This window comes from Stenotrophomonas sp. YJH_SMC_138 (assembly GCF_059369855.1).
In genome coordinates, this window is sequence record NZ_JCAFTB010000006.1 from 271,223 (window position 1) to 295,231 (window position 24,009).

26 protein-coding genes are annotated in these 24,009 nt (G+C 68.1%); 10 read left to right on the forward strand and 16 right to left on the reverse strand.

The window, feature by feature from the left end:
- The first annotated feature begins 49 nt into the window (after positions 1-49).
- From AC5P7I_RS14800 to AC5P7I_RS14810, 3 genes are read left to right on the forward strand one after another with little or no spacing between them, the layout of a single operon-like run.
- Positions 50-1,105 carry a sensor histidine kinase gene (locus AC5P7I_RS14800; protein WP_041864198.1) on the forward strand — a complete coding sequence of 352 codons (1,056 nt, stop codon included), beginning with the start codon at positions 50-52 and terminating at the stop codon, positions 1,103-1,105.
- Complete coding sequence (locus AC5P7I_RS14805) at positions 1,098-1,739, forward strand: response regulator transcription factor (protein ID WP_014647295.1); 642 nt, start codon at positions 1,098-1,100, stop codon at positions 1,737-1,739. Before AC5P7I_RS14800 ends, AC5P7I_RS14805 begins: the two co-directional genes overlap by 8 nt.
- Complete coding sequence (locus AC5P7I_RS14810; protein ID WP_014647296.1) at positions 1,736-2,251, forward strand: DUF1697 domain-containing protein; 516 nt, start codon at positions 1,736-1,738, stop codon at positions 2,249-2,251. Before AC5P7I_RS14805 ends, AC5P7I_RS14810 begins: the two co-directional genes overlap by 4 nt.
- On the opposite strand, the gene AC5P7I_RS14815 is transcribed toward AC5P7I_RS14810, so the two are convergent.
- The gene (locus AC5P7I_RS14815; protein WP_014647297.1) at positions 2,248-2,640 is read right to left on the reverse strand and encodes a DUF3224 domain-containing protein; all 393 of its coding nucleotides are present in this window, start codon (positions 2,638-2,640) and stop codon (positions 2,248-2,250) included. The genes AC5P7I_RS14810 and AC5P7I_RS14815 overlap by 4 nt on opposite strands.
- A 31-nt stretch (positions 2,641-2,671) precedes the next feature.
- Positions 2,672-3,106, reverse strand: a complete 435-nt coding sequence (locus tag AC5P7I_RS14820) for an EamA family transporter (RefSeq protein WP_014647298.1) — start codon at positions 3,104-3,106, stop codon at positions 2,672-2,674.
- A gap of 302 nt (positions 3,107-3,408) precedes the next feature.
- On the opposite strand from AC5P7I_RS14820, the gene AC5P7I_RS14825 reads away from it, so the two are divergent.
- From AC5P7I_RS14825 to AC5P7I_RS14835, 3 genes are read left to right on the forward strand one after another with little or no spacing between them, the layout of a single operon-like run.
- Entirely contained in the window at positions 3,409-4,605 is a 1,197-nt protein-coding gene (locus AC5P7I_RS14825) for a hypothetical protein (protein WP_046430850.1), read from the forward strand.
- 13 nt (positions 4,606-4,618) lie between these two features.
- The gene (locus AC5P7I_RS14830) at positions 4,619-6,106 is read left to right on the forward strand and encodes a DUF6384 family protein (protein WP_049439567.1); all 1,488 of its coding nucleotides are present in this window, start codon (positions 4,619-4,621) and stop codon (positions 6,104-6,106) included.
- Positions 6,107-6,122: 16 nt separating this feature from the next.
- Positions 6,123-7,550 (forward strand): coiled-coil domain-containing protein, encoded by a 1,428-nt coding sequence (locus tag AC5P7I_RS14835; RefSeq protein ID WP_262087720.1) that lies wholly within the window; start codon positions 6,123-6,125, stop codon positions 7,548-7,550.
- Here AC5P7I_RS14835 and AC5P7I_RS14840 read toward each other — a convergent pair.
- Both AC5P7I_RS14840 and AC5P7I_RS14845 read right to left on the reverse strand, forming a co-directional pair.
- Entirely contained in the window at positions 7,547-8,725 is a 1,179-nt protein-coding gene (locus AC5P7I_RS14840) for a low temperature requirement protein A (protein ID WP_164232916.1), read from the reverse strand. The genes AC5P7I_RS14835 and AC5P7I_RS14840 overlap by 4 nt on opposite strands.
- A gap of 9 nt (positions 8,726-8,734) precedes the next feature.
- The gene (locus AC5P7I_RS14845; protein WP_014647303.1) at positions 8,735-9,001 is read right to left on the reverse strand and encodes a hypothetical protein; all 267 of its coding nucleotides are present in this window, start codon (positions 8,999-9,001) and stop codon (positions 8,735-8,737) included.
- A gap of 203 nt (positions 9,002-9,204) precedes the next feature.
- Here AC5P7I_RS14845 and blaL1 point away from each other — a divergent pair, with 203 nt between their 5' ends.
- Positions 9,205-10,074, forward strand: a complete 870-nt coding sequence (blaL1, locus tag AC5P7I_RS14850; protein WP_262087721.1) for a L1 family subclass B3 metallo-beta-lactamase — start codon at positions 9,205-9,207, stop codon at positions 10,072-10,074.
- Positions 10,075-10,190: 116 nt separating this feature from the next.
- On the opposite strand, the gene AC5P7I_RS14855 is transcribed toward blaL1, so the two are convergent.
- The 3 genes from AC5P7I_RS14855 to AC5P7I_RS14865 form a co-directional block, all read right to left on the reverse strand.
- Positions 10,191-10,730 carry a DUF411 domain-containing protein gene (locus AC5P7I_RS14855; RefSeq protein WP_262087722.1) on the reverse strand — a complete coding sequence of 180 codons (540 nt, stop codon included), beginning with the start codon at positions 10,728-10,730 and terminating at the stop codon, positions 10,191-10,193.
- A gap of 116 nt (positions 10,731-10,846) precedes the next feature.
- Positions 10,847-11,188: a hypothetical protein gene (locus AC5P7I_RS14860; protein ID WP_134808922.1), complete on the reverse strand. Its 342-nt coding sequence runs from the start codon at positions 11,186-11,188 to the stop codon at positions 10,847-10,849.
- A gap of 23 nt (positions 11,189-11,211) precedes the next feature.
- The gene (locus tag AC5P7I_RS14865) at positions 11,212-13,497 is read right to left on the reverse strand and encodes an FdhF/YdeP family oxidoreductase (protein ID WP_262087724.1); all 2,286 of its coding nucleotides are present in this window, start codon (positions 13,495-13,497) and stop codon (positions 11,212-11,214) included.
- Positions 13,498-13,741: 244 nt separating this feature from the next.
- Between AC5P7I_RS14865 and fdhD the strand changes: the two genes are divergently transcribed.
- Positions 13,742-14,590, forward strand: coding sequence for a formate dehydrogenase accessory sulfurtransferase FdhD (gene fdhD / locus AC5P7I_RS14870; RefSeq protein ID WP_014647308.1), 849 nt, complete (start codon positions 13,742-13,744; stop codon positions 14,588-14,590).
- 39 nt (positions 14,591-14,629) lie between these two features.
- On the opposite strand, the gene AC5P7I_RS14875 is transcribed toward fdhD, so the two are convergent.
- Positions 14,630-15,166 carry a carboxymuconolactone decarboxylase family protein gene (locus AC5P7I_RS14875; RefSeq protein WP_014647309.1) on the reverse strand — a complete coding sequence of 179 codons (537 nt, stop codon included), beginning with the start codon at positions 15,164-15,166 and terminating at the stop codon, positions 14,630-14,632.
- Between the two features lie 106 nt (positions 15,167-15,272).
- On the opposite strand from AC5P7I_RS14875, the gene AC5P7I_RS14880 reads away from it, so the two are divergent.
- On the forward strand, positions 15,273-16,154 hold the full coding sequence (locus AC5P7I_RS14880; RefSeq protein WP_262087725.1) for an AraC family transcriptional regulator: 882 nt from the start codon (positions 15,273-15,275) through the stop codon (positions 16,152-16,154).
- A 382-nt stretch (positions 16,155-16,536) separates the two neighbouring features.
- On the opposite strand, the gene AC5P7I_RS14885 is transcribed toward AC5P7I_RS14880, so the two are convergent.
- The 8 genes from AC5P7I_RS14885 to AC5P7I_RS14920 all read right to left on the reverse strand — a co-directional run bounded on the left by AC5P7I_RS14885 (position 16,537) and on the right by AC5P7I_RS14920 (position 23,160).
- Positions 16,537-17,094, reverse strand: a complete 558-nt coding sequence (locus AC5P7I_RS14885; RefSeq protein ID WP_262087726.1) for a TetR/AcrR family transcriptional regulator — start codon at positions 17,092-17,094, stop codon at positions 16,537-16,539.
- A 4-nt stretch (positions 17,095-17,098) separates the two neighbouring features.
- Positions 17,099-18,631, reverse strand: a complete 1,533-nt coding sequence (locus AC5P7I_RS14890) for an MFS transporter (protein WP_262087727.1) — start codon at positions 18,629-18,631, stop codon at positions 17,099-17,101.
- Positions 18,632-18,781: 150 nt separating this feature from the next.
- The gene (locus AC5P7I_RS14895) at positions 18,782-19,528 is read right to left on the reverse strand and encodes a hypothetical protein (RefSeq protein ID WP_142234810.1); all 747 of its coding nucleotides are present in this window, start codon (positions 19,526-19,528) and stop codon (positions 18,782-18,784) included.
- Positions 19,528-20,145: a DUF3299 domain-containing protein gene (locus AC5P7I_RS14900; RefSeq protein WP_046430871.1), complete on the reverse strand. Its 618-nt coding sequence runs from the start codon at positions 20,143-20,145 to the stop codon at positions 19,528-19,530. The genes AC5P7I_RS14895 and AC5P7I_RS14900 overlap by 1 nt, the downstream gene beginning before the upstream one ends.
- Positions 20,135-20,686: a DUF3299 domain-containing protein gene (locus AC5P7I_RS14905; protein ID WP_049439548.1), complete on the reverse strand. Its 552-nt coding sequence runs from the start codon at positions 20,684-20,686 to the stop codon at positions 20,135-20,137. The genes AC5P7I_RS14900 and AC5P7I_RS14905 overlap by 11 nt, the downstream gene beginning before the upstream one ends.
- Positions 20,687-20,688: 2 nt before the next feature.
- A complete protein-coding gene (locus AC5P7I_RS14910; RefSeq protein WP_262087728.1) occupies positions 20,689-21,942 on the reverse strand; it encodes an ABC transporter permease in 1,254 nt (417 codons plus the stop codon).
- Positions 21,935-22,630, reverse strand: coding sequence for an ATP-binding cassette domain-containing protein (locus tag AC5P7I_RS14915; RefSeq protein ID WP_197604680.1), 696 nt, complete (start codon positions 22,628-22,630; stop codon positions 21,935-21,937). Before AC5P7I_RS14915 ends, AC5P7I_RS14910 begins: the two co-directional genes overlap by 8 nt.
- Complete coding sequence (locus AC5P7I_RS14920) at positions 22,627-23,160, reverse strand: ZrgA family zinc uptake protein (protein ID WP_046430878.1); 534 nt, start codon at positions 23,158-23,160, stop codon at positions 22,627-22,629. Before AC5P7I_RS14920 ends, AC5P7I_RS14915 begins: the two co-directional genes overlap by 4 nt.
- Positions 23,161-23,192: 32 nt before the next feature.
- On the opposite strand from AC5P7I_RS14920, the gene AC5P7I_RS14925 reads away from it, so the two are divergent.
- Entirely contained in the window at positions 23,193-23,669 is a 477-nt protein-coding gene (locus tag AC5P7I_RS14925) for a MerC domain-containing protein (protein ID WP_049439539.1), read from the forward strand.
- Positions 23,670-24,009: the final 340 nt, after the last annotated feature.

The window sequence follows — 24,009 nt, forward strand, 5'->3', positions numbered from 1 at the left end:
CCGATGGCGGCTTTGCTATCCTTTCACCCCACGCCAGGGAGCCGTCCCGATGCCATCGCTGTCGCCCCGCCGCCCGCTGGTGCTGCTGGCCCTGATCGTCGTGATGGCCGCGATCTTCCTGATCGACACCGTCACCGATTACGCGGTTGCTGCTGCCTGCTTCTACGCAGCGGTCATCCTCGCGGCATCGCGCGTGCTGGCCGCCCGCGGCCTGATCACGCTGGCCATCGCCTGCATCGCGCTGACCGGGCTGAGTTTCTTCCTGACCCGCTTCGGCACCTACCGCATCGGCCTGGTCAATTCGGTGATCGGCATGCTGGTGATCGGCATCACCACCTACCTCGCACTGAACATGGAAGCGGCCAAGGCCGCCGTGCAGGAAGCACAGGGCCGTCTGCTGCGGGTAGCGCGCGCCTCCACCGTAGGCGAGCTGACCACCTCCATCGCCCACGAAGTGAACCAGCCGCTGGCGGCCATCGCCAGCAGCGCCGAAGCCTGCCAACGCTGGCTGGCGCAGGACCCGCCGAACGTGGACAAGGCACGCCAGACCGTGGCCCGCATCCTGGCCGATGCGCACCGTGCCGGCGATGTGATCGCCCGCATCCGCGGCCTGACCCAGGGCGCGGCACCGGAACGGCGCGCCTTCGACCTGAACCAGGCGGTGGAGGAAATGCTGGCGTTGTCGCGCAGCGAACTGGACCAGCATGGCGTGGCCGTGGCCCTGCTGCTGGACGCCGACCTGCCGCCGGTGCAGGCCGATCGCGTACAGGTGCAGCAGGTGATCGGCAACCTGATCCTCAATGCGGTGGATGCAATGGAAGCCGTACCCGCAGGCGACCGGCGTCTGTCGCTGCTGACCCGGCGTGAGGGCCAACGGGTCAGCCTCAGCGTACGCGATCGTGGCGTCGGCCTGCCCGCCGAGCATCCCGAGCGCGTGTTCGACGCGTTCTGGACCACCAAGTCGCACGGGTTGGGGCTGGGCCTCAGCCTGAGCCGCTCGATGATCGAGGCGAACGACGGCCAGATCCGCGCCGAACGACCGGCAGGCGGCGGTGCCTGCTTCGTCTTCGACCTGCCCGTCGCCACGGATGTCCACCATGCGTAAGCCCACTGCACCCATCGCCGATCCGGCGCCCATTGTCTATGTGGTCGACGACGATCCGTCGGTGCGCGCGGCGCTGGAAGACCTGCTGGCCTCGATGGGCCTGCAGGTGCGGGCCTTCGCCTCCACCCAGGCCTTCCTCGAACACGACCTGGAAGACGCGCCGGCCTGCCTGGTGCTGGACGTGCGCATGCCCGGCCAGAGCGGTCTTGAATTCCATCGCACGATGGGCAGCCATGGCCTGCAGCTCCCCGTGGTGTTCATCACCGGCCACGGCGACATCGCGATGGGTGTCAACGCGATCAAGGACGGTGCCATCGAATTCCTGACCAAGCCCTTTCGCGACCAGGAACTGCTGGATGCGATCCACAAGGGCATCGAGATCGACCGCCAGCGCCGCCGCGAGGGCGAGGCGCTCGATGCCCTGCAGCAGCGCTGGAACACGCTCAACGCGGGTGAGCGCGAGGTGGTCGATGGCGTGGTGCGTGGCCGCCTCAACAAGCAGATCGCCGGCGACCTCGGCGTCAGTGAGATCACGGTGAAGGTGCGCCGCGCACAGGTGATGCGCAAGATGGGCGCGCGCACCCTGGTCGACCTGGTGCGCATGTACGACCGCCTGCAGGCGGGGACGCCATGAACGTCCACGTCGCCTTGCTGCGCGCGGTCAACGTCGGCGGTACCGGCAGGCTGCCGATGCGCGAACTGGTGGCGATGTGCGAGGACGCAGGCTTCGCCGATGTCCGCACGTACATCGCCAGCGGCAACGTGGTGTTGCGCAGCTCGCTCGACGAGGCGGGCGTGCGCCAGGCCCTCGGCCAGCGGCTCCAGGAATATGCCGGCAAGCCGGTAGGCGTACTGGTGCGTTCGGCCAGCGAGATCGCAGGCGTGGTGGCACGCAATCCGTTTCCGGATGCCGCCGGCAACCGTGTGGTCGCCCTGTTCCTCGACGGCAGCCTGCCTGCCGACCCGCTTGATGGCGTGACCGGCCGGCGCGACGAACAGCTTGCACTCGGCACGCGCGAGATCTTCATCCACTACGGCGCCGGCATGGCCGACTCGCGCCTGCGCATTCCCGGCTCGGCACAGGGCACGGCGCGCAATCTCAATACCGTCGCCCGGCTCGCGGCGATGGCAGCGGAACTCCGCTAGATCTCGTCCGGCAGGCTGTAGACCAGCCGGTAGTCGTGGCGGCCTTCACTGATGGTGATCTCCAGTGTGCCGCTCAGGCCGAACAGTCCTTCACTGCCCGAATCGGGCACCACCACCACGCTCAGCTGCGGCGTGCCACGGGTCATCAACCCGTTGTGCTGCAGGGTGAACCCACCCTGGCGCCCGGCCAGCGTGGCCGTTACCCGTTCCATCGCCACGTAGCCGGCCGAGCCCTGCACCGGCGTGCGGAAGGCCAGCATCTGGCCGACGCTGCTGCCGTGCAGGTCGCCGGCGAAGGTCTTGTTGATCGACATCACCGCAATTGGGCCGTCATTGCCACCGATCGGCCGCAGATCCACTTCAAACGTACCGTGTGCTTCGCCCTGCATCCTGCTCTCCCCTCTGGTCGGTTCAACGCTGCTACTTCTTCGTGGCCAGCACGATCACCCCGGCCAGCACCAGGCCGATGCCGCTCCACTCCCGCAGGCTGGGCCGCTCGCCCAGCAGAAGATAGGCCAGCACGATCGCCAGCACCACGCTGAACTTGTCCACCACGGCCACCTTGGCCAGCTCACCGCTCTGTAGTGCGCGGAAGTAGAACAGCCACGACGCACCGGTGGCCAGCGCCGACAGCACCAGGAACAGCTGGGTCCGCCCCGGCAGCAGCAATGGATTGGACCATTTGCCGGTGACCATCACCAGCGGCAGGATCACCGCCGCCACCACCAGGGTACGGATGGCCATGGCCAGGTCCGGGTCGACACCCTTGACGCCGACCTTGGCGAACAGCGCAGTCAGCGCTGCGAACACGGCGGACAGTCCCGACCAGAGCAACCATTGCGGTACGTTCTGCACGAAGCCCTCGCTTGCCGCAACCGATGAGCGTGCGCCAACGCTACTCCACCCTGCCATCGGTGGGGCTTCACCTGCCCATCACCGCCGCTACAATGGGACGGAATCGCCAGGGGGGCGATCTGCAGGGAATGCGCCATGCTTGAACAGGACACCACCCTCGCCCATACCGGGCCGTCGGCCCTTGACCGGGCCCGCCTGTCGTGCGCCGCACGGCTGCCGCTCCCCTTCCCCTTCGTTTCGCAGCAACCTGCCCGTTCCGCGCGGCAGGTTCCTCATTGCCTGCCCTGACCGGAGCCGTCGAAATGTCCGAGAACACCCTCCTTGCCACGCCGGCCGCTACCGCGCCGATCAAGTACCTCGACCGCGCCATGGCCACGCTGCGCAGCCTGGGCCTGGCCGCTCCCCAGGACAACAACGCACCGGCCATCGCGCTGGTCTCGCAGCTGTCCACCCTTGACCAGGGCCGCGTGGTGGCCATTGCCCGCGTGCTGCAGCAGTCCGGGCATTTCAATGCCGTGATGCGTGATGAAATCAGCTCGGCCAAGGTGTCCGACCGCTATACCGAGATCATCCGCGCCTTCGACAGCATCCGTGACGATGCCAGCACCATGGTCGAGCAGGTGCGCGACGGCAGGATCGACATGGGCGAGCGCCTGCAGAACCTGTGGATGAAGGTCACCCGCGGCGACATCCCGAGCCGGTTCGAGAAGATCCGCCGCACATTCCTGGAAGTCAGCCGCGATTCGGCCGAGCAGCTGCAGCGCGAGTCGCGCGTGCTGGAGATGTACGGCGACTTCCGCCTGTCGATCAAGGATGCCGAGATCCAGGCCCATGAGCTCTTGAAGCTGCAGGAGCAGGCGCTGGCCGATGCCCGCGAGGCGCTGAAGCAGGCGCAGCAGCGCGTGGAGTCGGCCGATCCGGCCGCCGATGCCGCCGACACCGGCCGCCTGGTCATGGCCCGCGACGAGGCCCTGCGCAACAACCAGGCCGAGGAGTCGCGCTACCAGCTGGCCAAGGACCTGGCCGAGAACCTGCAGGTGAACTACGCCACCTCCGAGGCGATCATGCTGCGCGTGCACCAGTCGCACGAGATCAAGCGCCGCGTCAACGAGCGCTCGGTGGTGTTCTTCTCCACCAATGAAACCAGCTTCACCGCCTTGAACCTGGCCTTCACCACGCAGATGGGCCTGCATGAGTCCACGCAGGCGCTCAATGCGATGACCGAGGGCACCTCCAAGGGCCTGGAAGCGGTGGCCAACATTGGCGATGACGTGCTGCACGAGGGCCTGAAGGCCGGCTACGGCGCCACCATCGGCGTCGATTCGGTGCGCAAGCTGGTCGATGCGGTGGTGCGCTTCCAGGAGACCTCGCTGCGGGAGATCGAGCAGCTGCGCGGCCAGGCGACCCGCGACTCGGCCGAGATCGCCGAGTATGTCGAACAGGGCAAGCAGCGCTTCGCCGCTCTGCTGCAGGCGCCGCCGAGCCCGGAGTCGCGCTGAGGTGAGTGCGACGATGGCCCCTGCCGAGCTGCAGGCTGCGCTGCTGACCATGGATGTGGTCGACCAGCTGCGCTACCGCAACGCCGAAATGAAGGCGCTGGCCGACAGCGGCCACGACAAGGCGACGCTGAAGCAGCGCCTGCTTGAGCTGTACCGCTCGCAGGGCATCGAGGTCTCCGACGAGATCCTCGAGGCCGGCATCCAGGCCCAGCGCGAGCAGCGCTACCTCTACACCGCGCCGCGTGGCTGGAAGGCGTGGCTGGCGCGGCGCTGGATCGATCGGGCCCGCCTGTTGAAGTGGGCGCTGCTGGCGGCCTTCCTGCTGCTGGTGCTCGGCATGCTGCTGGTCATGGCACGCAGCTTCGGAGCGTTCGTGCACGAGAGCAACGTGCAGAAGAACGTGCAGGTGCTGAACGACAAGGTGGCCGCGCAGCAACAGGAGGCTGCTGCAGCGCGCGCCCTGCTGGCGGCACAGGAACAGGCCCTGCAGGGGCTGCTGCCACGTGCCACGGCCAGCGGTGGGCGCCTGCAGCCACTGGCCGAAGGCGCACAGGCCGCGCTGGCCGAAGCACAGCGGCGCTTCGCCGGGGTTCCCGCCGCACTGGCCGCACAGCCGACCCTGGTGCGCAAGGACAAGCTCACCCGGCTCAGCAGTGGTGGCAGTGCCACCGGCGAGCAGGCCGCCGCGCAGGTTGAGCAGCATCGGCAGGCCGCCGCGCAGCTGCTGGCGAATGCCAGGGAAACGCTGCCGCCGCTGACCGAGCGGGTGAACATCCTCGGCCAGGCGATCGAGGCCAGCGAGCTGCTGGATACCACCAACGCCGCTGCAAAGGCGGCACGCCTCGCGCCGGATGCAGAGCAGGCGCGCGCACGCGCCTACACCGGCGGCGACGTGGCACTGCGCGCGGGCGACATCGCCGCGGCCGGCCAGGCGGTAGCGACCCTGAAGGAGCTGATCGGCAGCGCCGCCACGCTGGCCGCGCTCAACGAGCGGTTGGCCCAGCTCAAGGCCGACGGCCTCGCCACCGGTGTCGCCGGCGAAGACCGCAAGCGCTTCGAACGTGCGCTGGAGCAGGCCGCCCGCCTGATCCGGGTCGAGACGCTGGCCGAAGCCGGGCCGGCCCTGGACGAGGTCAGCCAGCTGGTGGGGCTGCTGTCGCAGACCCTGGTCTACCGCATCGTCAACCGTGACGATGAACGCACCGGCGTCTGGCGCTACAACGAGAAGGCCAATGGTGGCCGCAACTACTATCTGGTGACCGAAGCGCTGGACGAGGCCGGCAATGCTGCCGAACTGCCGATCCGCAACGAGGAAACCGGCAAGGAGGAACGGGTCTCGGTGTTTGCCGTACGCGTGCCCGAGGCCACCTACAACCGGGTTGCCGCCGACAAGCAGGACAACGGCATCATCGAAGACGACCAGATCGGCAGCAAGCCGCGCGGCAGCCTGTCGCCGCGGTTCCGCATGCCCGCCACCGGTGGCTACATCACCCAATGGTGATGGGTAAGGAACTGACATGAGAGACCTGAACGACGCGATTGCCGATGTCGAAACCGATATCGGCCAGGTGCAGGCACAACTGGCCGCGCGTGGCGACCAGTGCCGGGAGCTGATCAAGGAACAGGAAGCGCTGCACGGGCGGGTCCGCGACGACTTCAACGCCCTGGCGCGCCTGCAGGCCGAGGCCGCAAACGATGCGCCGCCGATGCTGGCCCGGGACCTGCTGCAGCAGTCCGGCGCCGATCTGCAGCGCCGTGACCGCAAAGCGGCGGTGCTGGACGACGAACTGCAGGCGCTGCTGGACATCGAGCAGTCGTTGCAGCAGCGGTCGCAGGAGGCCGTTGCCGCACGCGACGCCGCCGGCGGACGCTGGCAGGCCCTGCAGGACCAGGTGGACACCACGCTGGAAGCGGAACCTACCTACAGGGCGCTGCAGGACGACCTGCAGCTGGCCGTGGCGCGTGCCGACACGGTCGAGCGCATGGCTTCCTCTGCCCAATCGGAGCATGACGCCAAGGCCGGCGCCTATCAGGCCGACCCGATCTTCATGTACCTGCACCGGCGCAGCTACGGCAGCACGGCCTACCGCGGCTGGCCACTGGTGCGCACCGTCGACGGCTGGCTGGCCGAACTGTGCGGCTTTGACCGTGCCCGTCGCGAGTACGCCACGCTGGTCGAGCTTCCGCCCTATCTGCAGGAACATGCCCGACGCGCCCGCGACGACGTGGAGGCGGCCCGCCAACCGGTACAGCAGGCCCGCGATGCCGCCCTCGCCCGCGCCGGTGGCGACCCGCTGCGCCAGCAGCTGCAGACGGCACAGGGCGCAGTAGCGCAGGCGCTGCTGGCCGAGCAGCTGCATCGTCAGACCGTGGATGCCAAGCAGGCACAGATCGACGGCTTCCGCAGTTGGACCGATGCCGAAGGCAGCGCCCTGCTCACCGCGCTGGCGCGCACGCTGTCGGCCAAGAGCATGGACGACCTGTACCGGCGCGTGGCCGCCACCGCCTCCGGCGAGGACGATGCCGTGCTCGAGCGCATCCATCGCAGTCGCCTGCGCCTGGGCGAGATCGATGGGATGGTAGGCGAGCACACCCGCGAAATGGCCGTGCTGAAAAAGCGCCTGGACAGCCTGCAGGCGGCGCGGAGGAGCTACCAGGCGGCAGCAGACATCGAGCGCCAGGCCTACGAGGCGCCGAGCTACCGGGCCGTCGCGCCGGCCACCGTCGCCGCATCCTTCTTCAGCACCACCAGCAGCCGAAGCACCACCCGCTCCTCTGGCGGCCTGTTCGACCTGCTTTCGGGCGGTTCCAGCAGTTCCGGCTCGGGTTCGAGCTCCAGTTCGAGCTCCAGCTCCAGCTCCAGCTCCAGTTCCAGCGGCAGCAGCTTCCACAGCGGCGGTGGTATCAGCGGCGGCGGTGACTTCAAGACCGGCGGCGGGTTCTAGCCCGGCAACGGCCGGGTGCGCCGCTTCAGCCGCGCATCCAGCAACCCCACGCCCAGCAGCACCAGGCTGGTCAGCCATCCGGCGGCCAGCAGGTGCATCCAGGGCAACACCAGGCCCAGCATCAGTAGTGCGGCGGCGCCCAGCAGGTGCGAGCGCGGCGCGCGCCCATAGACCACGTGCTTGTACAGGGCACTGCCCAGCAGATAGATCAGCGGGCCCGCCACCATCACCGTGGCGTACACCGTGGTGACGGCCGCCGCCGGATGGTCCATGACCAGATCGTTGCCCACCGCGGTGGCGATGATGCCGGCGATCAGCAGGGCATGCACGTAATGGAAATTGGCGCCCATCCGGCCCGGGTCTTCGGCGTGGGTGATGGCCTCTGTGGCATCGCGGCTGGAGATGCCGAAGTACAGCCACCACATGGCAATCGTGCCAGCGAAGGTGGCCAGCACCGCCGAGATCACCTGCAGGCTCCAGTGCTCGACGTCGCTTAGCACGCCCCCGGTGGCCAGCAACGTCTCGCCCAGTGCGACGATGACGAACAGCTGGCAGCGTTCGGCCAGGTGACCGCCCTCGATGGTCCAGTCGCGGGTGTGCGACCGGCCCATGCCCGGGAACGCGAAGCCGAACATCGGCGAGATGTATTCGCAGGCCGCCGCCATCGCCCACAGTGCCAGCCGCAGGTGGCCCTCGGCCGCCGCGCCGGCCAGCCAGAAGCAGGCCGACACGCTGACCCAGGCCAGCATGCGGCGGAAGTTCGGCGCCAACGTATGGTTGCGGCCGACTTCCAGCAGCACGAACGCGGTGCGTCCGACCTGCATCGTGGCGTACGCCCCGGCGAAGATCCACGCACGATCGGCGAACGCCTCGGGAATGGACGAGGACATCAACAACGCCAGCAGCATGGTGGCGAACATCAGGCCCCGGATGCGCGGCGCCTCCGGGTCGAACCAGTTGCTGACCCAGCACGCGTACTGCCAGCCGAGCCAGACCGCGAACCACAGCACCAGGGTCTGCAGCACGCCGGCCAGGTCCATATGGTGCAGCAGATGGTGGCTGAGCTGGGTGACCGCGAACACATAGACCAGGTCGAAGAACAGTTCTTCGTAGGTCACGCGGGCATGATGGCCATCGCGGTGGCGGAGCGCGGGCAGGCGCAGTCGGGTACTCATGGAACTCCTTCAGCGCGCCAGGCGCCAGTACAGGAAACCGGCCAGCAGCGCCGGCACGGCGAATACCAGCAACAGGATCGGCAGCTCCTCGCGTACCGCGTAGCCGGCCTTGCTGACCCCTACCCACATGTTGGCCACGGCCACCAGCAGCCAGGTGGCGATGAAGGCGATCAGTGCCGTGGGCAGCTGCGAGGTGCCCGTGCTCCAGAGATGGCCAAACAGCACGAATACCCCCAGCAGCAGTACGCCACCCAGCATCACCATGAGCACGTGCATGGTCCACCTCCTTGAGCCTGGTAGCAGGCTAGCCCCGGCCGATTCTGCGCTCCAGCCCGTGGAGGTGGATTCACAATCCATGGCCAGCGAACAATCCCTGGGCAGGCTGCGGCGCACCTTATCGCAGCCATGAATTATTCGCGAAACGGTCCGCCCCGCCCGCGTGCTAGTTTCATTCGACCCTGCCCAGACACCTCTCCGCCATGCGCCTTTGCCTGACGACCCTTGCCCTGACTGCCACACTTGCCTTTGATGTGACTGCCGCCGACGCACCGCTGCCGCAGCTGCAGGCCTACACCGTGGACGCCTCGTGGCTGCAGCCGATGGCACCGCTGCAGATTGCCGACCGCACCTGGCAGATCGGCACCGAGGACCTGACCGCGCTGCTGGTGCAGACCGCCGACGGTGCGGTACTGCTCGACGGCGGCATGCCGCAGATGGCCGGTCACCTGCTGGACAACATGAAGGCACGCGGGGTGGCAGCACAGGATCTACGGCTGATCCTGCTCAGCCACGCACACGCCGACCATGCCGGGCCAGTGGCGGAGCTGAAGCGCCGTACCGGCGCCAGCGTAGCGGCCAACGCCGAATCGGCCGTGCTGCTGGCGCGCGGTGGCAGCAACGACCTGCACTTTGGCGACAGCATCACCTTTCCGCCGGCCAGCGCCGACCGCATCATCATGGATGGCGAAGAGGTCACCGTAGGCGGCATCGCGTTCACCGCGCACTTCATGCCGGGGCACACCCCAGGCAGCACCGCCTGGACCTGGACCGATACCCGCGATGGCCAGCCGGTGCGCATCGCCTACGCCGACAGCCTGAGTGCGCCGGGCTACCAGCTGCAGGGCAACGCCCGTTATCCCCGCCTGGTCGAGGACTACCGGCGCAGCTTCGCTACGGTGCGCGGCCTGCCCTGCGACCTGCTGCTGACGCCGCATCCGGGCGCCAGCAACTGGAACTATGCCGAGGGTGCAGAGGCCGGAGCCAACGCCCTGACCTGCAAGGCCTACGCGGATGCGGCCGAGAAGAAGTTCGACGCACAGCTGGCCAAGGAAACAGCCACGGCACGCTGATCCTGTAGAGCCGAGCCCATGCTCGGCTTGCCGGCCAAACACAGCCGAGCATAGGCTCAGCCCTACACAAGACGCGTCGAAGGGTGCCGGTCAGGACGACCGGCACCCGCCTTCCATCAGCCACCCTGCCCGTGCTGGGCAAACGGCTCGGTGCTGCCGTCGGTCCGCACCAGCTCGACGGTGTACGGCTGCACGTAACCATCCGGCATTTCCATGCCCGGCGAACCGGCCGGCATGCCGGGCAGCACCAGCCCGCGTGCGGTCGGGCGTTCGGCCAGCAGGCGCTTGATGTCCTCGGCCGGGATGTGGCCTTCGACCACATAACCGCCGATCTCGGCGGTATGGCAGGAGGCCTTGCCGACTGGCACGCCCAGGCGGACCTTGATCGGATTCATGTCATCGGTATCGCGCACGTCCACCTGGAAGCCCGCGGCCTTCAGATGGTCGACCCAGATACCGCAACAGCCACAGCTGGCGGTCTTGTGCACGATGGCCACCGGCAGGGCCGGATCGACCTTGGCCGGGCTGGCCTGGATCGGTGCCACCGGAGCCTTGCTGGCGACCGGTGCGGCGGCGGATTCTTCGGCGGCACGTGCACAGGCGGTGGTGGCCAGCACGGTGCCCAGCAGCAGGCCGAGGGAGAGAGAACGGTTCATTGAGTGATTCCTTTGCTGAGGCGGGCAACGCGGCCCGCCGCCCGCGCATCGAAGGCGCAGGCAGAGGCGAGAAAGAGCCGAACAGTCATGGCAGGCGCTTGAGCGCCTGCAGGACATCACACGATGGGGGGACGCAACGGGTCCGGCATCGGCGGCGATGCGCGTTGCTGGGAACGGGCAGCTACAGGCGCCTCACGCCACGGCGAGGCGGGCGTTCCACTCAACGTGGCCAGCATGCCAAGGCAGGCCGGCGGGCATTCGCATTCACCACTCTGGCAGGCCGACGGAGCCGCATCATCGCAGCAGCCGGCTGCGGCCAGCGCGGCCGCGTGCGGTGCAGCGCAGTGATCCTGGTTGGCCGACCCGCCGTACGAAGACGAGGCAAGCGCCAGCGCCGGTGCATTCAGCACCAGGGCAACGAGCAGCATCCATCGCAGCAGCAGGCCAGGCAGGTTCACCCACCGATGATAGCCGATGCGCGTCACGCAATCGCCGCCGCCATCGCCCGCATCCGCACCGGGATCGACTTCGCTGCGGGTGTGCCGCTGATCCTGTCGTAGTAGTCCAGCGGCAGCAACGGGTTCAGTTCCGGGTAGTAACCGGCCAGCGCGCCGCGCGGCATCGGGTAATCCAGCACCGTCAGGCCCTCGATGCGGCGCTGCACGCCATCGCCGCTGATCGTCTCCAGGCTGACCAGCGCCTCCTTCTCCAGCCCGCGCGCCAGCCGGTCCTCGATGTTCATGAACAGCACCATGCGATCGTTGTACACGCCGCGATAGCGGTCGTTGTAGCTGTAGATGGTGGTGTTGTACTGATCATGCGAGCGTACCGTGGCCAACCGCAGCATGTCCGGATCGTGCACCGGATCGTCCACGTCCAGGCCAGGCATCACCAGGATGTTGGCCTTGCCATTGGGCGTGGGCCACACCCGGCGGCGCGGCGGAATGTCCAGATGGAAACCGTGTGGCTGCTGGATGCGCTCGTTGAAGCCGGTGTAGATCTCCGGATACACCGCGGCAATCAGCTCGCGGATGGGCGCGTAGTCGTGCATGCAGCCGGCCCAGTCAACCCTGCTGTCCGGCAGCGTGGCCAGTGCCATCCGGCAGACGATCTCGACCTCGGGCAACACCTCGGCACTGACCGGCTCCAGTACCCCGCGCGACGCGGTTACATTCGACATCGCGTCTTCGATGGTGACGAACTGCTCGCCGGCCGGCGTAACGATGCGCTCCGAGCGCGCCACCACCGGCAGGATCAGTGCATCGCGGCCATGGACCAGGTGCCCGCGGTTGAGCTTGGTGGCAATGCCCACGGTGAGCTCCAGGCAACGCATTGCCTCATACGCACGCGGGGTATCGGGCACGGCATGGATGAAGTTGCCACCCAGGCCGATGAACACCTTGGCGCTGCCGTCCAGCATCGCCTCGATGGATTCGACCACATGGTGGCCATGCTCGCGCGGCGGGTCGAAGCCGAACACCTGCTGCACGCGGTCCAGATAGGCCGGCTTGGGCTTCTCGTCGATGCCGACGGTGCGGTCGCCCTGCACATTGGAATGCCCACGGATCGGTCCGATGCCGGCGCCGGGCTTGCCGAAGTTGCCACGCAGCAACAGCAGGTTGGCGACCTGCTGCAGCAGGCGCGAGCCATACTGGTGCTGGGTCAGCCCCATGCCGTAGCAGATCACGGTGGCCTTGGAACGGATGTAGATCTCCGCACAGCGGCGGATCTGCGCCTGCGAAATGCCGGACACCTGCACGATCTGGTCCCAGTCCTGCGTCATCACGTCTTCGCGCAGCGCCTCCAGGCCCACCGTGTGTTCCGACAGGAAATCATGGTCGAGCACGCGCTCGCCCTGTGCCTCACGCTCGAACATCACCTTCATCATGCCCTTGATCAGGGCCAGGTCGCCGCCGATGCGGATATGCACGAACTCGCTGGTGATCTCGGTCGAACCGAACGTGGCCATCTGCACCACGTCCTGCGGCTCGGCGAAGCGGATCAGCGCACGCTCGGGCATCGGATTGACCGCCACGATCGGGATGCCGCGTTTACGCGCCTCGACCAGGTTGCTCATCATCCGCGGTGAATTGGTACCGGTGTTCTGGCCGATCACGAAGATCGCCTCGGCATGCTCGAAATCCTGCAGCACGATGGTGCCCTTGCCCACCCCGATGGCCGGCGGCAGGCCACGGCTGGTCGGCTCGTGGCACATGTTCGAGCAGTCCGGGAAATTATTGGTGCCGAACTCGCGCACGAAGATCGAATACAGGAACGCGGCTTCATTGGGCGTGCGGCCGGAGGTGTAGAACTCGGCCTGGTGCGGGCTGTCCAGCGCCTGCAGGTGGCGGCCGATCAGCGCGAAGGCATCGTCCCAGCTGCACGGCACGTAGTGGTCGGTGGCTGCGTCGTAGCGCATCGGCTCGGTCAGCCGGCCCTGCATCTCCAGCCAGTAGTCGGTCTGCGCCATCAGTTCAGTCACGGTGTACCGGGCGAACAGTTCGCGGCCGGCGCGGAACTGGGTGGCTTCCCAGGCCAGTGCCTTCGCGCCGTTCTCGCAGAACTCCAGCTTCTTGCGTTCGTCGGCATCGGGGAACGCGCAGCTGGGGCACTTGAAGCCACCGGGCTGGTTCATCGCCAGCAATGCCTTCGATCCCTTGCCGATCACACTCTGCTGCAGCAGCACCTTGGCCGTGGCGCCGGCGGCACCCCAGCCTCCGGCGGGCTGGTTGTAGGGCTTGTAACGCGGCGGTTTCTGCTCGGACATGTTCGGGAACCTGGCGGAAGGAACGCAGCAACGAACGGCACAACGCGGTCCGGCGGTGCATTCAGTGGCACGACCAGCCGCACAGTCAAGCACGGCCCACGGCGCTTCGCCAGAGGGCACAGGCTGATTTCAGCACAACCTGCCATGGCAACGGTTACAGCCGCGTCTGCGCGCGACCACTGCGCTATCCTCGAAACCGCAGGCGGTGGCCCGCCCGCGTTTCTCCCTTGTCCGGACGCGCTGCATGCCTGATTCGATCCCGCCGCACACCCCGCCTGCCGGCACCGCCCAACGCCCGTTGCAGCGCTGGCGCGGCGGCACGCAACAGCAGCAGGTCGACGTGGTGGCCGAGGAAGTGCCGATGGCGCTGCGCTACAACGATGCCGCCTTTGCCGTGATGATGGCCACACCCTGTGATCTGGAGGACTTCGCACTCGGATTTTCGCTCAGCGAAGGCCTGATCAGCGCGCCCTCGCAGCTGCTGTCGATCGATATCCACCCACAGCTGGAAGGCATCGAGCTGCAGATGACCGTGGACGAGGCTGCGCCCGGCGCAAACCTCGACCCCGACAAGGGACGCCTGCTGCCCGGCCGTGGTGGCTGTGGCCTGTGCGGCACGCGCCAGCTGGAAGAAGTGCTGCGCCCACTGCCGCAGATCCGCGAGCGCCGCAGCTATTCCGCCACCGCCCTGCAGCGGGCGTTGGCCAGCTTGGCGCAGCACCAGCCGATGAATGCGGCAAGCGGCTCGATCCATGCCGCGGCCTGGGCCGACGCCAGTGGGCGCATCGGCTGGGTACGCGAGGACGTCGGCCGCCACAATGCACTGGACAAGCTGATCGGCGCCCTGCACCACAACGAACACGCCATCGAAGGCGGCCTGCTGGTGATTTCCAGCCGGGCCAGCTACGAGATGGTGAGCAAGGCAGTGCGCGCCGGCGCCAGCGTGCTGGCGGCAGTGTCCGCGCCGACCGCGCTGGCGATCGATCTGGCCCGCAGCGCCGGCCTGTGCCTGGTCGGGTTCGCGCGGGAAAGCGGGTTCAATGTGTATACGCATCCGGAGCGGCTGCAGGCGCACGACGGCCACGCCCGCTGAGGATGGCCGGGAGCACTGCGTCCCCCGGCCCGGTACGCCTCAGCGCAGCGCGACCTTCGGGAAGTCCACCGGCACGTCGAACGCCACGTTGACGTAGTTGGTGAACAGGTTGAGCGCCACATGCGCGAGGATCTCGACGACCTGCTCATCATCGAAGCCGGCCGCGCGCAGCGCCTGCACGTCGCCGTCGGCGATCTGCGCACGCTGCTCGACCACCTTCAACGCGAAGTCGAGCGCCGCCGCAGTGGCCGGGTCGCTGGACTGGCCGATCTGCGCGGCAGCCATCTGCTCACCGCTGGCGCCGGCCTTGCGGCCCAATGCCGTGTGCGCGGCCAGGCAGTACGCGCAGGCGTTGCGGTTGGCGATGGCCACGGCGATCTGCTCGCCCAGCAGCGGCGACAGGCGACCGCCGCCCAGCGCGCCGAACGAACCCCACATGCTCTGCAGGGCAGCCGGCGAGTTGGCCACGGCGCGGAACATGGCCGGGGTGGCGCCGAAGGCAGCGTGGACCTGGCCCAGCAGGGCCTGGCGGTCGGCGGTGGTGTTGGCGGCATCGATCAGGGGGACACGGGACATGGTGGATCTCCTTGGGAAAGCGCCCGGGATTGGACGACCCGCTCATCCTAGGTAGACTCCCTGGACGCAACATCCTCAATTCGCCACATATGTTGTCCATACGTCCATGAGCATGCGCGCCGCCACCCCTGCGCCAGATCGACTCTCCTCGCTGCTGGAACGCTTCCGGGTGCAGGCGGCGCTGTTCCACAGTGGCCCGCTGTGCGGGCAGCATGTCTTCGAGCCGCAGCCCGGTCGTGCGTTCCTGCACATCCTGCGCCAGGGTGAGATGGAAGTCCGTCATCCTGGGGGCGATAGCGCGCTGCCCCGGTTGAAGATCGATACACCCAGCCTCCTGCTGTATCCGCAGCCGCTGCACCATGTGTTCTTCAACGCTCCGCTGGACGGCCCGGATTTCACCTGTGCCACGCTGGATTTCGATGGTGGCGCGCGCAATCCGATCGTGCAGTCGCTGCCACCGGTGATGGTGGTGCCGCTGGCCGCGATCACCGAACTGGATGACACCCTGCAGCTGCTGTTCGCCGAAGCCGATCGCCAGCGCTGCGGGTCACGGCTGCTGACCAACCGCCTGTTCGAGGTGGCGCTGATCCAGATCCTGCGCTGGGTGGTCGACCACCCGGATGCAGCCGGCGTCAGCCACGGGTTGATGCGGGGGCTGTCCGATGCGCGGATGGCACGCACGCTGGTGGCGATGCACCAGGCACCGCAGGACGAATGGACGCTGCCGCGCATGGCCGCGACCGCCGGCATGTCGCGCAGCGCGTTCGCGGCCGTGTTCAAGGACGTGATGCAGGCAACGCCAGCCAGCTACCTGCTGGACTGGCGGCTGAGCCTGGCCTGCGCGCAGCTGCGGGCCGGCGTGGCGGTCAAGCAGGTGGCGATCGAGGTGGGGTTTGCCGATACCGCATCGTTGTCGAAGGCGTTCCGCAAGCGGTTGGGGGCTTCGCCGAGGGCGTGGCTGGCCGCGGGCGCCGCGCAGGCTGGGTAAAGGCGAGGGGGCAGAGTCGACCGCTGGTCGACTATCGCGCGACGCGCGGGAGGTTCGTTGTCCGACCGAAGGGCAGTCGACTAACGATCGACTCTACCGATGCGGCATTTTCGTGATCTGACCGAAGGGCAGCCGACCAGCGGTCGGCTCTACCACGGACGATCGAAGCGGCATTTCCGTGGCCTGACCGAAGAGCAGCCGACCAGCGGTCGGCTCTACCACGGACGATCGAAGCGGCATTTCCGTGGCCTGACCGAAGAGCAGCCGACCAACGGTCGGCTCTACCACGGGCGATCGAAGCGGCATTTCCGTGGCCTGACCGAAGAGCAGCCGACCAGCGGTCGGCTCTACCACGGGCGATGTCGGCGCGCCGGCTGCCCGCTCAACTGGTCGTTCCATCGGGCTTCGCCAGCAGCCCGGCGATCCGTTCGGCCACCTGGGCGCGCACGCTTTCATCCAGCTGCCCCTCGTACATCGCCTCGTAGATCCACAGGCCGTCGGCGGCCAGTCGTGCCACGAAATTGTCGAGCGCGGCCGGGTCGCTCTGCCCGGTCGACGGCGGCAACGGCGCCCAACGCCGTACCGCCGGCCCCCACGGGCGCTCATCGGCGTCCGGATCGGCCGATTCGAGCATGAACATCAGCTCGGCACGGGTAGCGCTCTGCGCCGAGACGCGCACGAAGGTCTGGTAACGCTCCAGCGCCGAGGCTTCGTCTGCACGCTTGCCCAGCAGCGTTTCCATCGACGTCTCCCAGGCCTTCACCAGGTGCTCGTCGATGCCGCGCAGCAGCGCCTCGCGCGACGGGAAGTGGTACAGCAGGCCGCCGCGGGTCAGCTGGGCCTCGGCCGCCACCGACTCGAAGGTCACTGCGCGCACGCCATCACGATTGATCACGTTGACGGCGGCGTCGAGAATGCGGTCGCGCTTGCTGGTTCTCATCGCGTCATTTTACGCGATCGGCCGCACCCTCGCGGCTGCCGACGCGCCCGCGCAGCAGACGCGCGATGATCGACGCGCCCAGCGCCAGCACCACCGTGATCACCAGCAGCACGATCTGGTAGCCGCGGTCATACGCGGCCGTGGCCAGTGCGAACCACTCGCCCTGCCCGCTTTCACGTGCCACGTGCAGCGCCTGGGTGAAGCCTTCCCGTGCAAGCGCGGGCATGTCGGCCGAGACCGGCAGGAATGCGCCATACATCGCCTCGCTCAAGCTGCCCAGCATCGCCAGCGCCAGCAGGCCACCGAACTCGTAGGACACCTCTTCCACCGACGAGGCCATGCCCGCACGGTGCGCCGGTACGTTGTTGAGGATGGCGGTGGACGCCACCGAGATGGCCGAACCCATGCCGAAGCCGGTGATCGCCATGCCGGCGACCACCCAGCCGAGGCCGTGCGGGAAGCCGAATGCCACCACGCCTACACCCAGCGCACCTGTGGCCAGGCCGCCGCAGATCAGCGGGCGCAGGCCCACCCGGTGCAGGATGCTGCCGCCCAGCAGCGCACTGGGCAGGCTGCCCAGCGCGGCCACCGACACCAGCAGGCCCGCCTGCAGCGGCGAAAAGCCCGCCACCAGCTGGAAGCGCTGGGTGGTGACCAGCTGCAGGCCGGCCATCGCAAACAGGGTGAACACCGCCGACAACGTGCCGGCCAGGAACGCCGGATTGCGGAAGATTGCAAAGTCCAGCAGCGGGTACGGCAGCTGCTGCTGGCGGCGCGCGAACGCCGCACCACTGATGGCGGCCAGCAGCAGCGCGCCTGCACCCAGCGCATACGACGGCGGCGTAGCGATCAGCGACTTGATCGCCAGCACCAGGCCGGACAGTGCAGCCAGAGCCAGCAGCGACGAAACCAGGTCCCACGGTCGCGAGGGGTCGCGCTGGCCTTCCGGTGCCAGCAGCAGCGTGGCCACGAACGCGACCACGACCACCGGCACGTTGATCAGGAACACCGAGCCCCACCAGAAATGCTGCAGCAGCCAGCCACCGATGATCGGGCCAAGCGCCGCACCGACGATCGCCACCGAACCCCAGATCGCGATGGCGATGTTGCGTTCGCGCGCTTCGTGGAAGCTCAGGCCGATCAGCGCCAGCGTGGCCGGCATCATCGCGGCCGCGCCGACCGCCAGGAAGGCGCGCGCGGCAATCAGCAGCCCTGCGGTGTCGGCGAACGCCGCTGCCAACGATGCCACGCCGAACACCACCAGGCCGATCAGGAACATGCGGCGGTGGCCGATGCGGTCGCCCAGCGTGCCCGCACCCAGCAGCAGGCCGGCCATCACAAGCGGATAGGCGTTGATGATCCACAGCGCCTGGCCGGCACTGGCCGAGAGTTCTTCGGTCAGCGTGGGCAGGGCGGTGTAGAGCACGGAGTTGTCGAGCGTGACCAGCAGCAGGCCGGCGGCGACGGTGAACAACAGTGCCCAGCGACGGGCACGCGACAGGGCCGGAGCACCGGCCAAGGGCTGGGACGAAGCCATGGGAGAACCTGGTGGGGGTGGATTACGGCGATAACTATACAGGATGTCCTGTATAGTTATGAAGGCGGCGACAGCGGCTCAGATTGCGGTCCGGGCAATGTTCATGTTGCCGCGCCCCTCATGCCCGGTCTTGGCTGGTGTCCGGGATCATCACCGGCAGTCTTCCGGCAGCGCAGCAATCGCCGCTACCACCGCCGCCTGCATGCCCTGCCCCACGGCCATGTCCAGCTCCCCGCCCGTTGCCCCGTGCTGGCGCCGCAGCTCGTCCTCGCACAGGCCGCGCACCCGCGCGCGGGCATTCGCGCGCAGGCTGCTGCACCGCCAGTCGGTGCCACCCAGCGGCAGCACCGAATACACCACGCTGTTGCAGGCGTTGCCAGCGCGCTGCTGCAACGACCGTCCACCAAAGTCCCGGGGTTCACTGCTGCGCTGCGGGTCGAAGTAGCTGTCCGGGAAGGTGCGCGCGTACTGTTCGATGTCCAACACCATGCTGCGCCCACCGGTCAACGGCATCTGCAGCGGATGGCCGCACTGCGTCGCGTCGGCGCGGTGCTGGATGTACTGGTAGATCGGCCGGTCCAGCGATGGATCCTGCTGGGTCACCGCACTCACCGCCGCCAGCACCGGCAGCGACGCACGATTGGCCATGCGCGCCAGCAGCCCCGCCTGCGCTGGCTGGCAGCGGTCGCGCACTGTTGCCGCAAGCAGGAACAGCACGTCGTTGCGGAACGCGTGGTCGTCACCCAAACGCTGTTCGATGCGCTGGCTGGCGTCGGACGCCGGTGCTGGAAACGCGACCAACGGCGGCGCGGTGGGTGCGCGCTGCCGCTGCCACCACACCAGCAGCACGACTGCGCTCACCAGCACCCCGGCAGCCAGGATCCAGCGCATGCGCATCAGTCGTGGATCGCCGTCAGCGTGGCCGCTGCGGCATCGTAGGACGCGCTGGCAATGTCCGCATCGAAGCGCTTCACCTGCAGGCGGCCGGCCAACCGGTACGGGTCCCAAAGATCGCCCAGCGCGATCGGCGTGGCCAGGGTCACATGGATGATCTGGTTCGGTGGCGGCGGCGGCACGTGGATGCACGCACCATAGAACGGCACGAACAGCAGCTCATCGACCAGCCCGGCATCATTGGTGCCCAGCGGTACCACGTAGCCATCCAGATCCACCGCGCGACCGTCGACAGCGTCGACCACGCGCGAAGAGCCGAACTGCTTGGCGCGATCCGGGCTGGAATGGTCGATTTCCTGCCCCGGTGGCGTGCCCGAGCCGGTGTCGTCGATCAGGCCGCCCACCCCGTCCATGCCATTGCGTGACAAGCCGATCTGCGGGGGCGGGCGCTGATAGGTCACTTCGTCCGGCCGCAGCGCGTCCCAGCGGTCGATAGGCGTTTCGGGCGCGGCGGAGGGCAACGGCTTGTCGCGCGGCGTGGCCACCACGGCATCACCGCCCGGTGACGTGCAGCCTGCCAACCAGACGCATCCAAGCAGCAACACAGCGCTACGGTTCATAGGGCCTCAGCTGGGCATCGCGCATGGTGTAGGCGGAACCGGCCAGATCATCATCCAGCCGCTCGGCACGCAGGGTGCCGGCCAGGAAGAACGGCGAGTACATGTCCGGCATGGCGATCGGGCGCGGCAGCACCACGTGCACGATCTGGTTCGGTGGCGGCGGTGGTACGTGGATGCAGGCGCCGTAGTACGGCACGAACAGGAATTCGGTCAGGCGCCCGTCCTGCGCAGTGGCCAGCGGCACCACGTAGCCGGGCAGGCGCACCGGACGCTGCAGCACCGTATCCACGGTACGGAACGTGCCGAACTGCGGCATGCGCCGGTTGCCGTTGTGCTCCACCTCCGGGCCCTCTCCGCGCTCCAGCGCGGCCAGCTCGTCCTTGGGCATCATCTGCAACCAGTCCAGTTCCTGCTCCGCCGCATCCGCAGCGCCAGCGTGGTCGACAACCGGCGGAGGTGGCAACGCCTGCACACCGGTATCCACCGGCCGCTCGCAGGCTGCCAGCGCCAGTACCATCGGCAATGACAGCATCCAGCGCATGCTCAGCCTCCCGGCGACAGGCCATCGGCCAAGGTGCGCCGGTAGGCCAGCAACGCCGGCACCAGCCCGGCCACCGCGCTGATCGCCAACACACCCGCCACCCAGGCCAGCTCGCGGCCATCCGGCCAGACATGGGTGATGGACAGGCCGAACGTGGCCAGGGCCCAGCCGCGTCCGGCCATGCTGGCGGCCACCAGCAGCCCCAACGCCAGCACGCAGGCCACGGCACTGGTTGCCACCGCTTCCACTACCAGCAGGCCGGCGATGTAACCCGGCCGCGCGCCGGTCGCACGCAGGATCGCCATCTCGCGCCGCCGCTGCTGCAGCGTCGAGACCAGCAACGCCACCAGCGAGACCATGCCCAGCAACACCACCAACGCGCTGATCAGCTGCAGGGCGCGCTCGGCCGTGCCCAGCGACTGCCACAGCTGCTGCAGCGTCACCCCGGGCAGGATCGCCAGCATCGCCTCTTCGGGATACTCGTTGATCCTGCGCTGCACCGAAAAGGTGGCGATGCGCGAGTTAAGGCCGAGCATGAAAGCGGTGATGCTGGTCGGGGTCAGATCGAGGTGGCGCGCCTGCTCGGCACTGACGCTCTGGCTGCGCAGCTGCACACCCGAGCGCCAGTCGACGTGGATGGCCTCGATCGCCGGCAGCGAGACCAGCAGCGACGAATCCACTGGCGTGCCGGTGCGCTGCAGGATGCCGGAGACCCGGAACGGCTTGTCGGCATGCGTGGCCAGCGTGACCGCGCCGGTGCCGTGCGCCAGCACGATCTCGTCGCCGAGGCCGACCTTCTGCGCGCGTGCCACCTCCGCACCGATCACCGCGTCATACAGATCATCAAAGGGCCGCCCCTGTGCAAAAGCAAGCGCGTGACCGGAACCATAACGATAGTGTTCAAAGTAGCCGCCAGTGGTACCCACTACCCGGTAGCCGCGCCAGGAATCGCCCAGCGACAGCGGCACCGCCCACTTCACCTGCGGCATTGCGGACAGCGCCTGGTAGGACTGCCAGGACACGTTGTTGGTCGGGTCACCGATATGGAACACCGCGTACAGCAGCAGGTTCACCGGCCCCGAACGCGCACCGACAATCAGGTCCGTGCCCGACACCGTGCTGGCGAAGCCTTCGTGCGCCTGCGTGCGCACACGCTCGACACCCAGCAACAGCACCACGCTGAGGGAGATGACCAGCACGGTCAGGCCCACGCTCAACGCGCGGCTGCGCAGGCTGGCCCAGGCAAGCTCAAGCATGGCCGGCACCTGCCTGGTTGATCTGAGACAGGGCAATCGTGCGGTCGAACAACGGCTGCAGGCTGTCGTCATGGCTGACCACCAGCACCGTGGTGCCGGCCGCCTCGCATTGCGCCGACATCAGCTTCAGGAACGCGGTCGCCGCGTCGCGGTCGAGCGCCGAGGTCGGCTCATCAGCCAGCAGCAACGCCGGGCGGCCGATCAGCGCGCGTGCCGCCGCCACGCGTTGTTGCTGGCCGACGCTGAGCGTGCCGGCGCGGCGCTGCATCAGCCCGGGGTCCAGCTGCAGGGCCTGCAGCAGTCGCGCGATCTCGGCATTCAACGGCCCGCTGATGCGCGCACTGCGCAGGCGCGAGAAGCGCAGGCCCAGTGCGATGTTGTCGCGCACGCTGAGAAACGGCAGCAGGTTGAACTGCTGGAAGATCACGCCCAGGTGGTCGGCGCGGAAGCGATCCCGCGCGGCACCACGCATCGCCTGCAGCGCGTGGCCGGCGACCTCGATGCGGCCGTTGCCGGGCAGCAGCACGCCCGCCAGCAGGCCGAGCAGCGTGCTCTTGCCACCGCCACTGATTCCGCGCAGCAGCACGCTGCTGCCCTGCTCGATCCATAGCCGCGGCACGTCCAGCACCAGCCGCCGGCCATAGCCGAACTGCACGCCATCCAGCACGATCACCGGTCGCATGCTCACGGTGCCAGCACCACGCGCAGATTGTCCGCAGTCAACACGCTGCGGTTCTGGCCATGGGCGGTGGTGCTGTTGACGATCACTTCGTGCAGGCCCGGGAATACTGCGGGCAGGCGCACGACGATGGCCCGCAACCCGGCAGGCTTGGTGCACTGGTACCGCAGCGTTGCGCTGAACCCTGCGTGGCGATGCTGACCGGGCGGCGGCGCGGCAGCCATCGCATCGAAGCCCTCGGCCCTGGCATCGTTCGCGATAAGGCGGCAGCCCGCGGCGGTGGGCAAGGTGACCCAGCTGCCGCTTTGCAGCAGCGCAATCGCACGCGCCAGCGCGGCCTGCTCGGTTGCATTGGCCGACGGCCGCTCGAAATCAAGGATGCCGATGCCGGGCGCCTGCAGGGCGAATTCCAGCGTCTGCTGGTCAAGCGCAAGATCAACGGTGGCCTGGCCGTGTACGTGCGCACCGAGCTGGCGGACATCATGGGCCTGTGCAGCGCTGGCAGCCAGCAGCAGGAAAAGAGCAGCAGAACGCTTCATGGGAGAGGCTCCAATTGTTACTCTGTAACATTATGGACCACATCCCCACGACGCCTGCAAGGGCCCTGGCCCAGCCGCCAGCTTCGGCACGCTGGCACCCCCGCTTCGATCTAGCCGGGGCCTGGCTGTCCCTGGCCTGCGCCGCCCATTGCATCGCCCTGCCCCTGCTGTTGGCCTTCGTGCCGGCAGCGATGATGGCGCTGCGCTCGTTCCAGCACCCCGGCCATGGCGCGATGACGTTTCTGCTGATGATGTCGCGCTGGGAATGGGTGTTTGCGCTGCTGGCCTCGTCGCTGGCCTTGGCGAGCACCTTGGCCGGGGTTCACCGGCATGGGCGCTGGCGACCTGCAAGGCTGGCCTGCGTCGGCGCCCTCCTGCTGTTGTCGGCCTCGCTATACCTGCCGCTGAAGGAATCACTGCTCTGGCATGGCGTGGCGACAGCTGGTGGTGGCGTGCTGCTGGCATGCGCGCACATCGGCAACCGGCGCGCGCTGCACAACCGCCGGTAGTGCCGGCCGCTGGCCGGCAGCCCCGGGGACCCGCCAGCCGGCCAGCGGCCGGCTCTACCCCTCCATGCATGGGCAACGCAACAGGTGACGCGCATTTGGTAGTGCCGGGCGCTGGCCGGCAGCCCCAGAGACCCGGCAGGCGGCCAGCGGCCGGCGCTACCCCTCCATGCATGGGCCATGCATCAGGGGATACGCAGTTGGTAGTGCCGGCCGCTGGCCGGCAGCCCCAGGGACCCGGCAGCCGGCCAGCGCCCGGCTCTACCCCCTCCATGCATGGGCCACGCATCAGATGAAACACAGTTGGTAGTGCCGGCCGCTGGCCGGCAGCCCCAGAGACCCG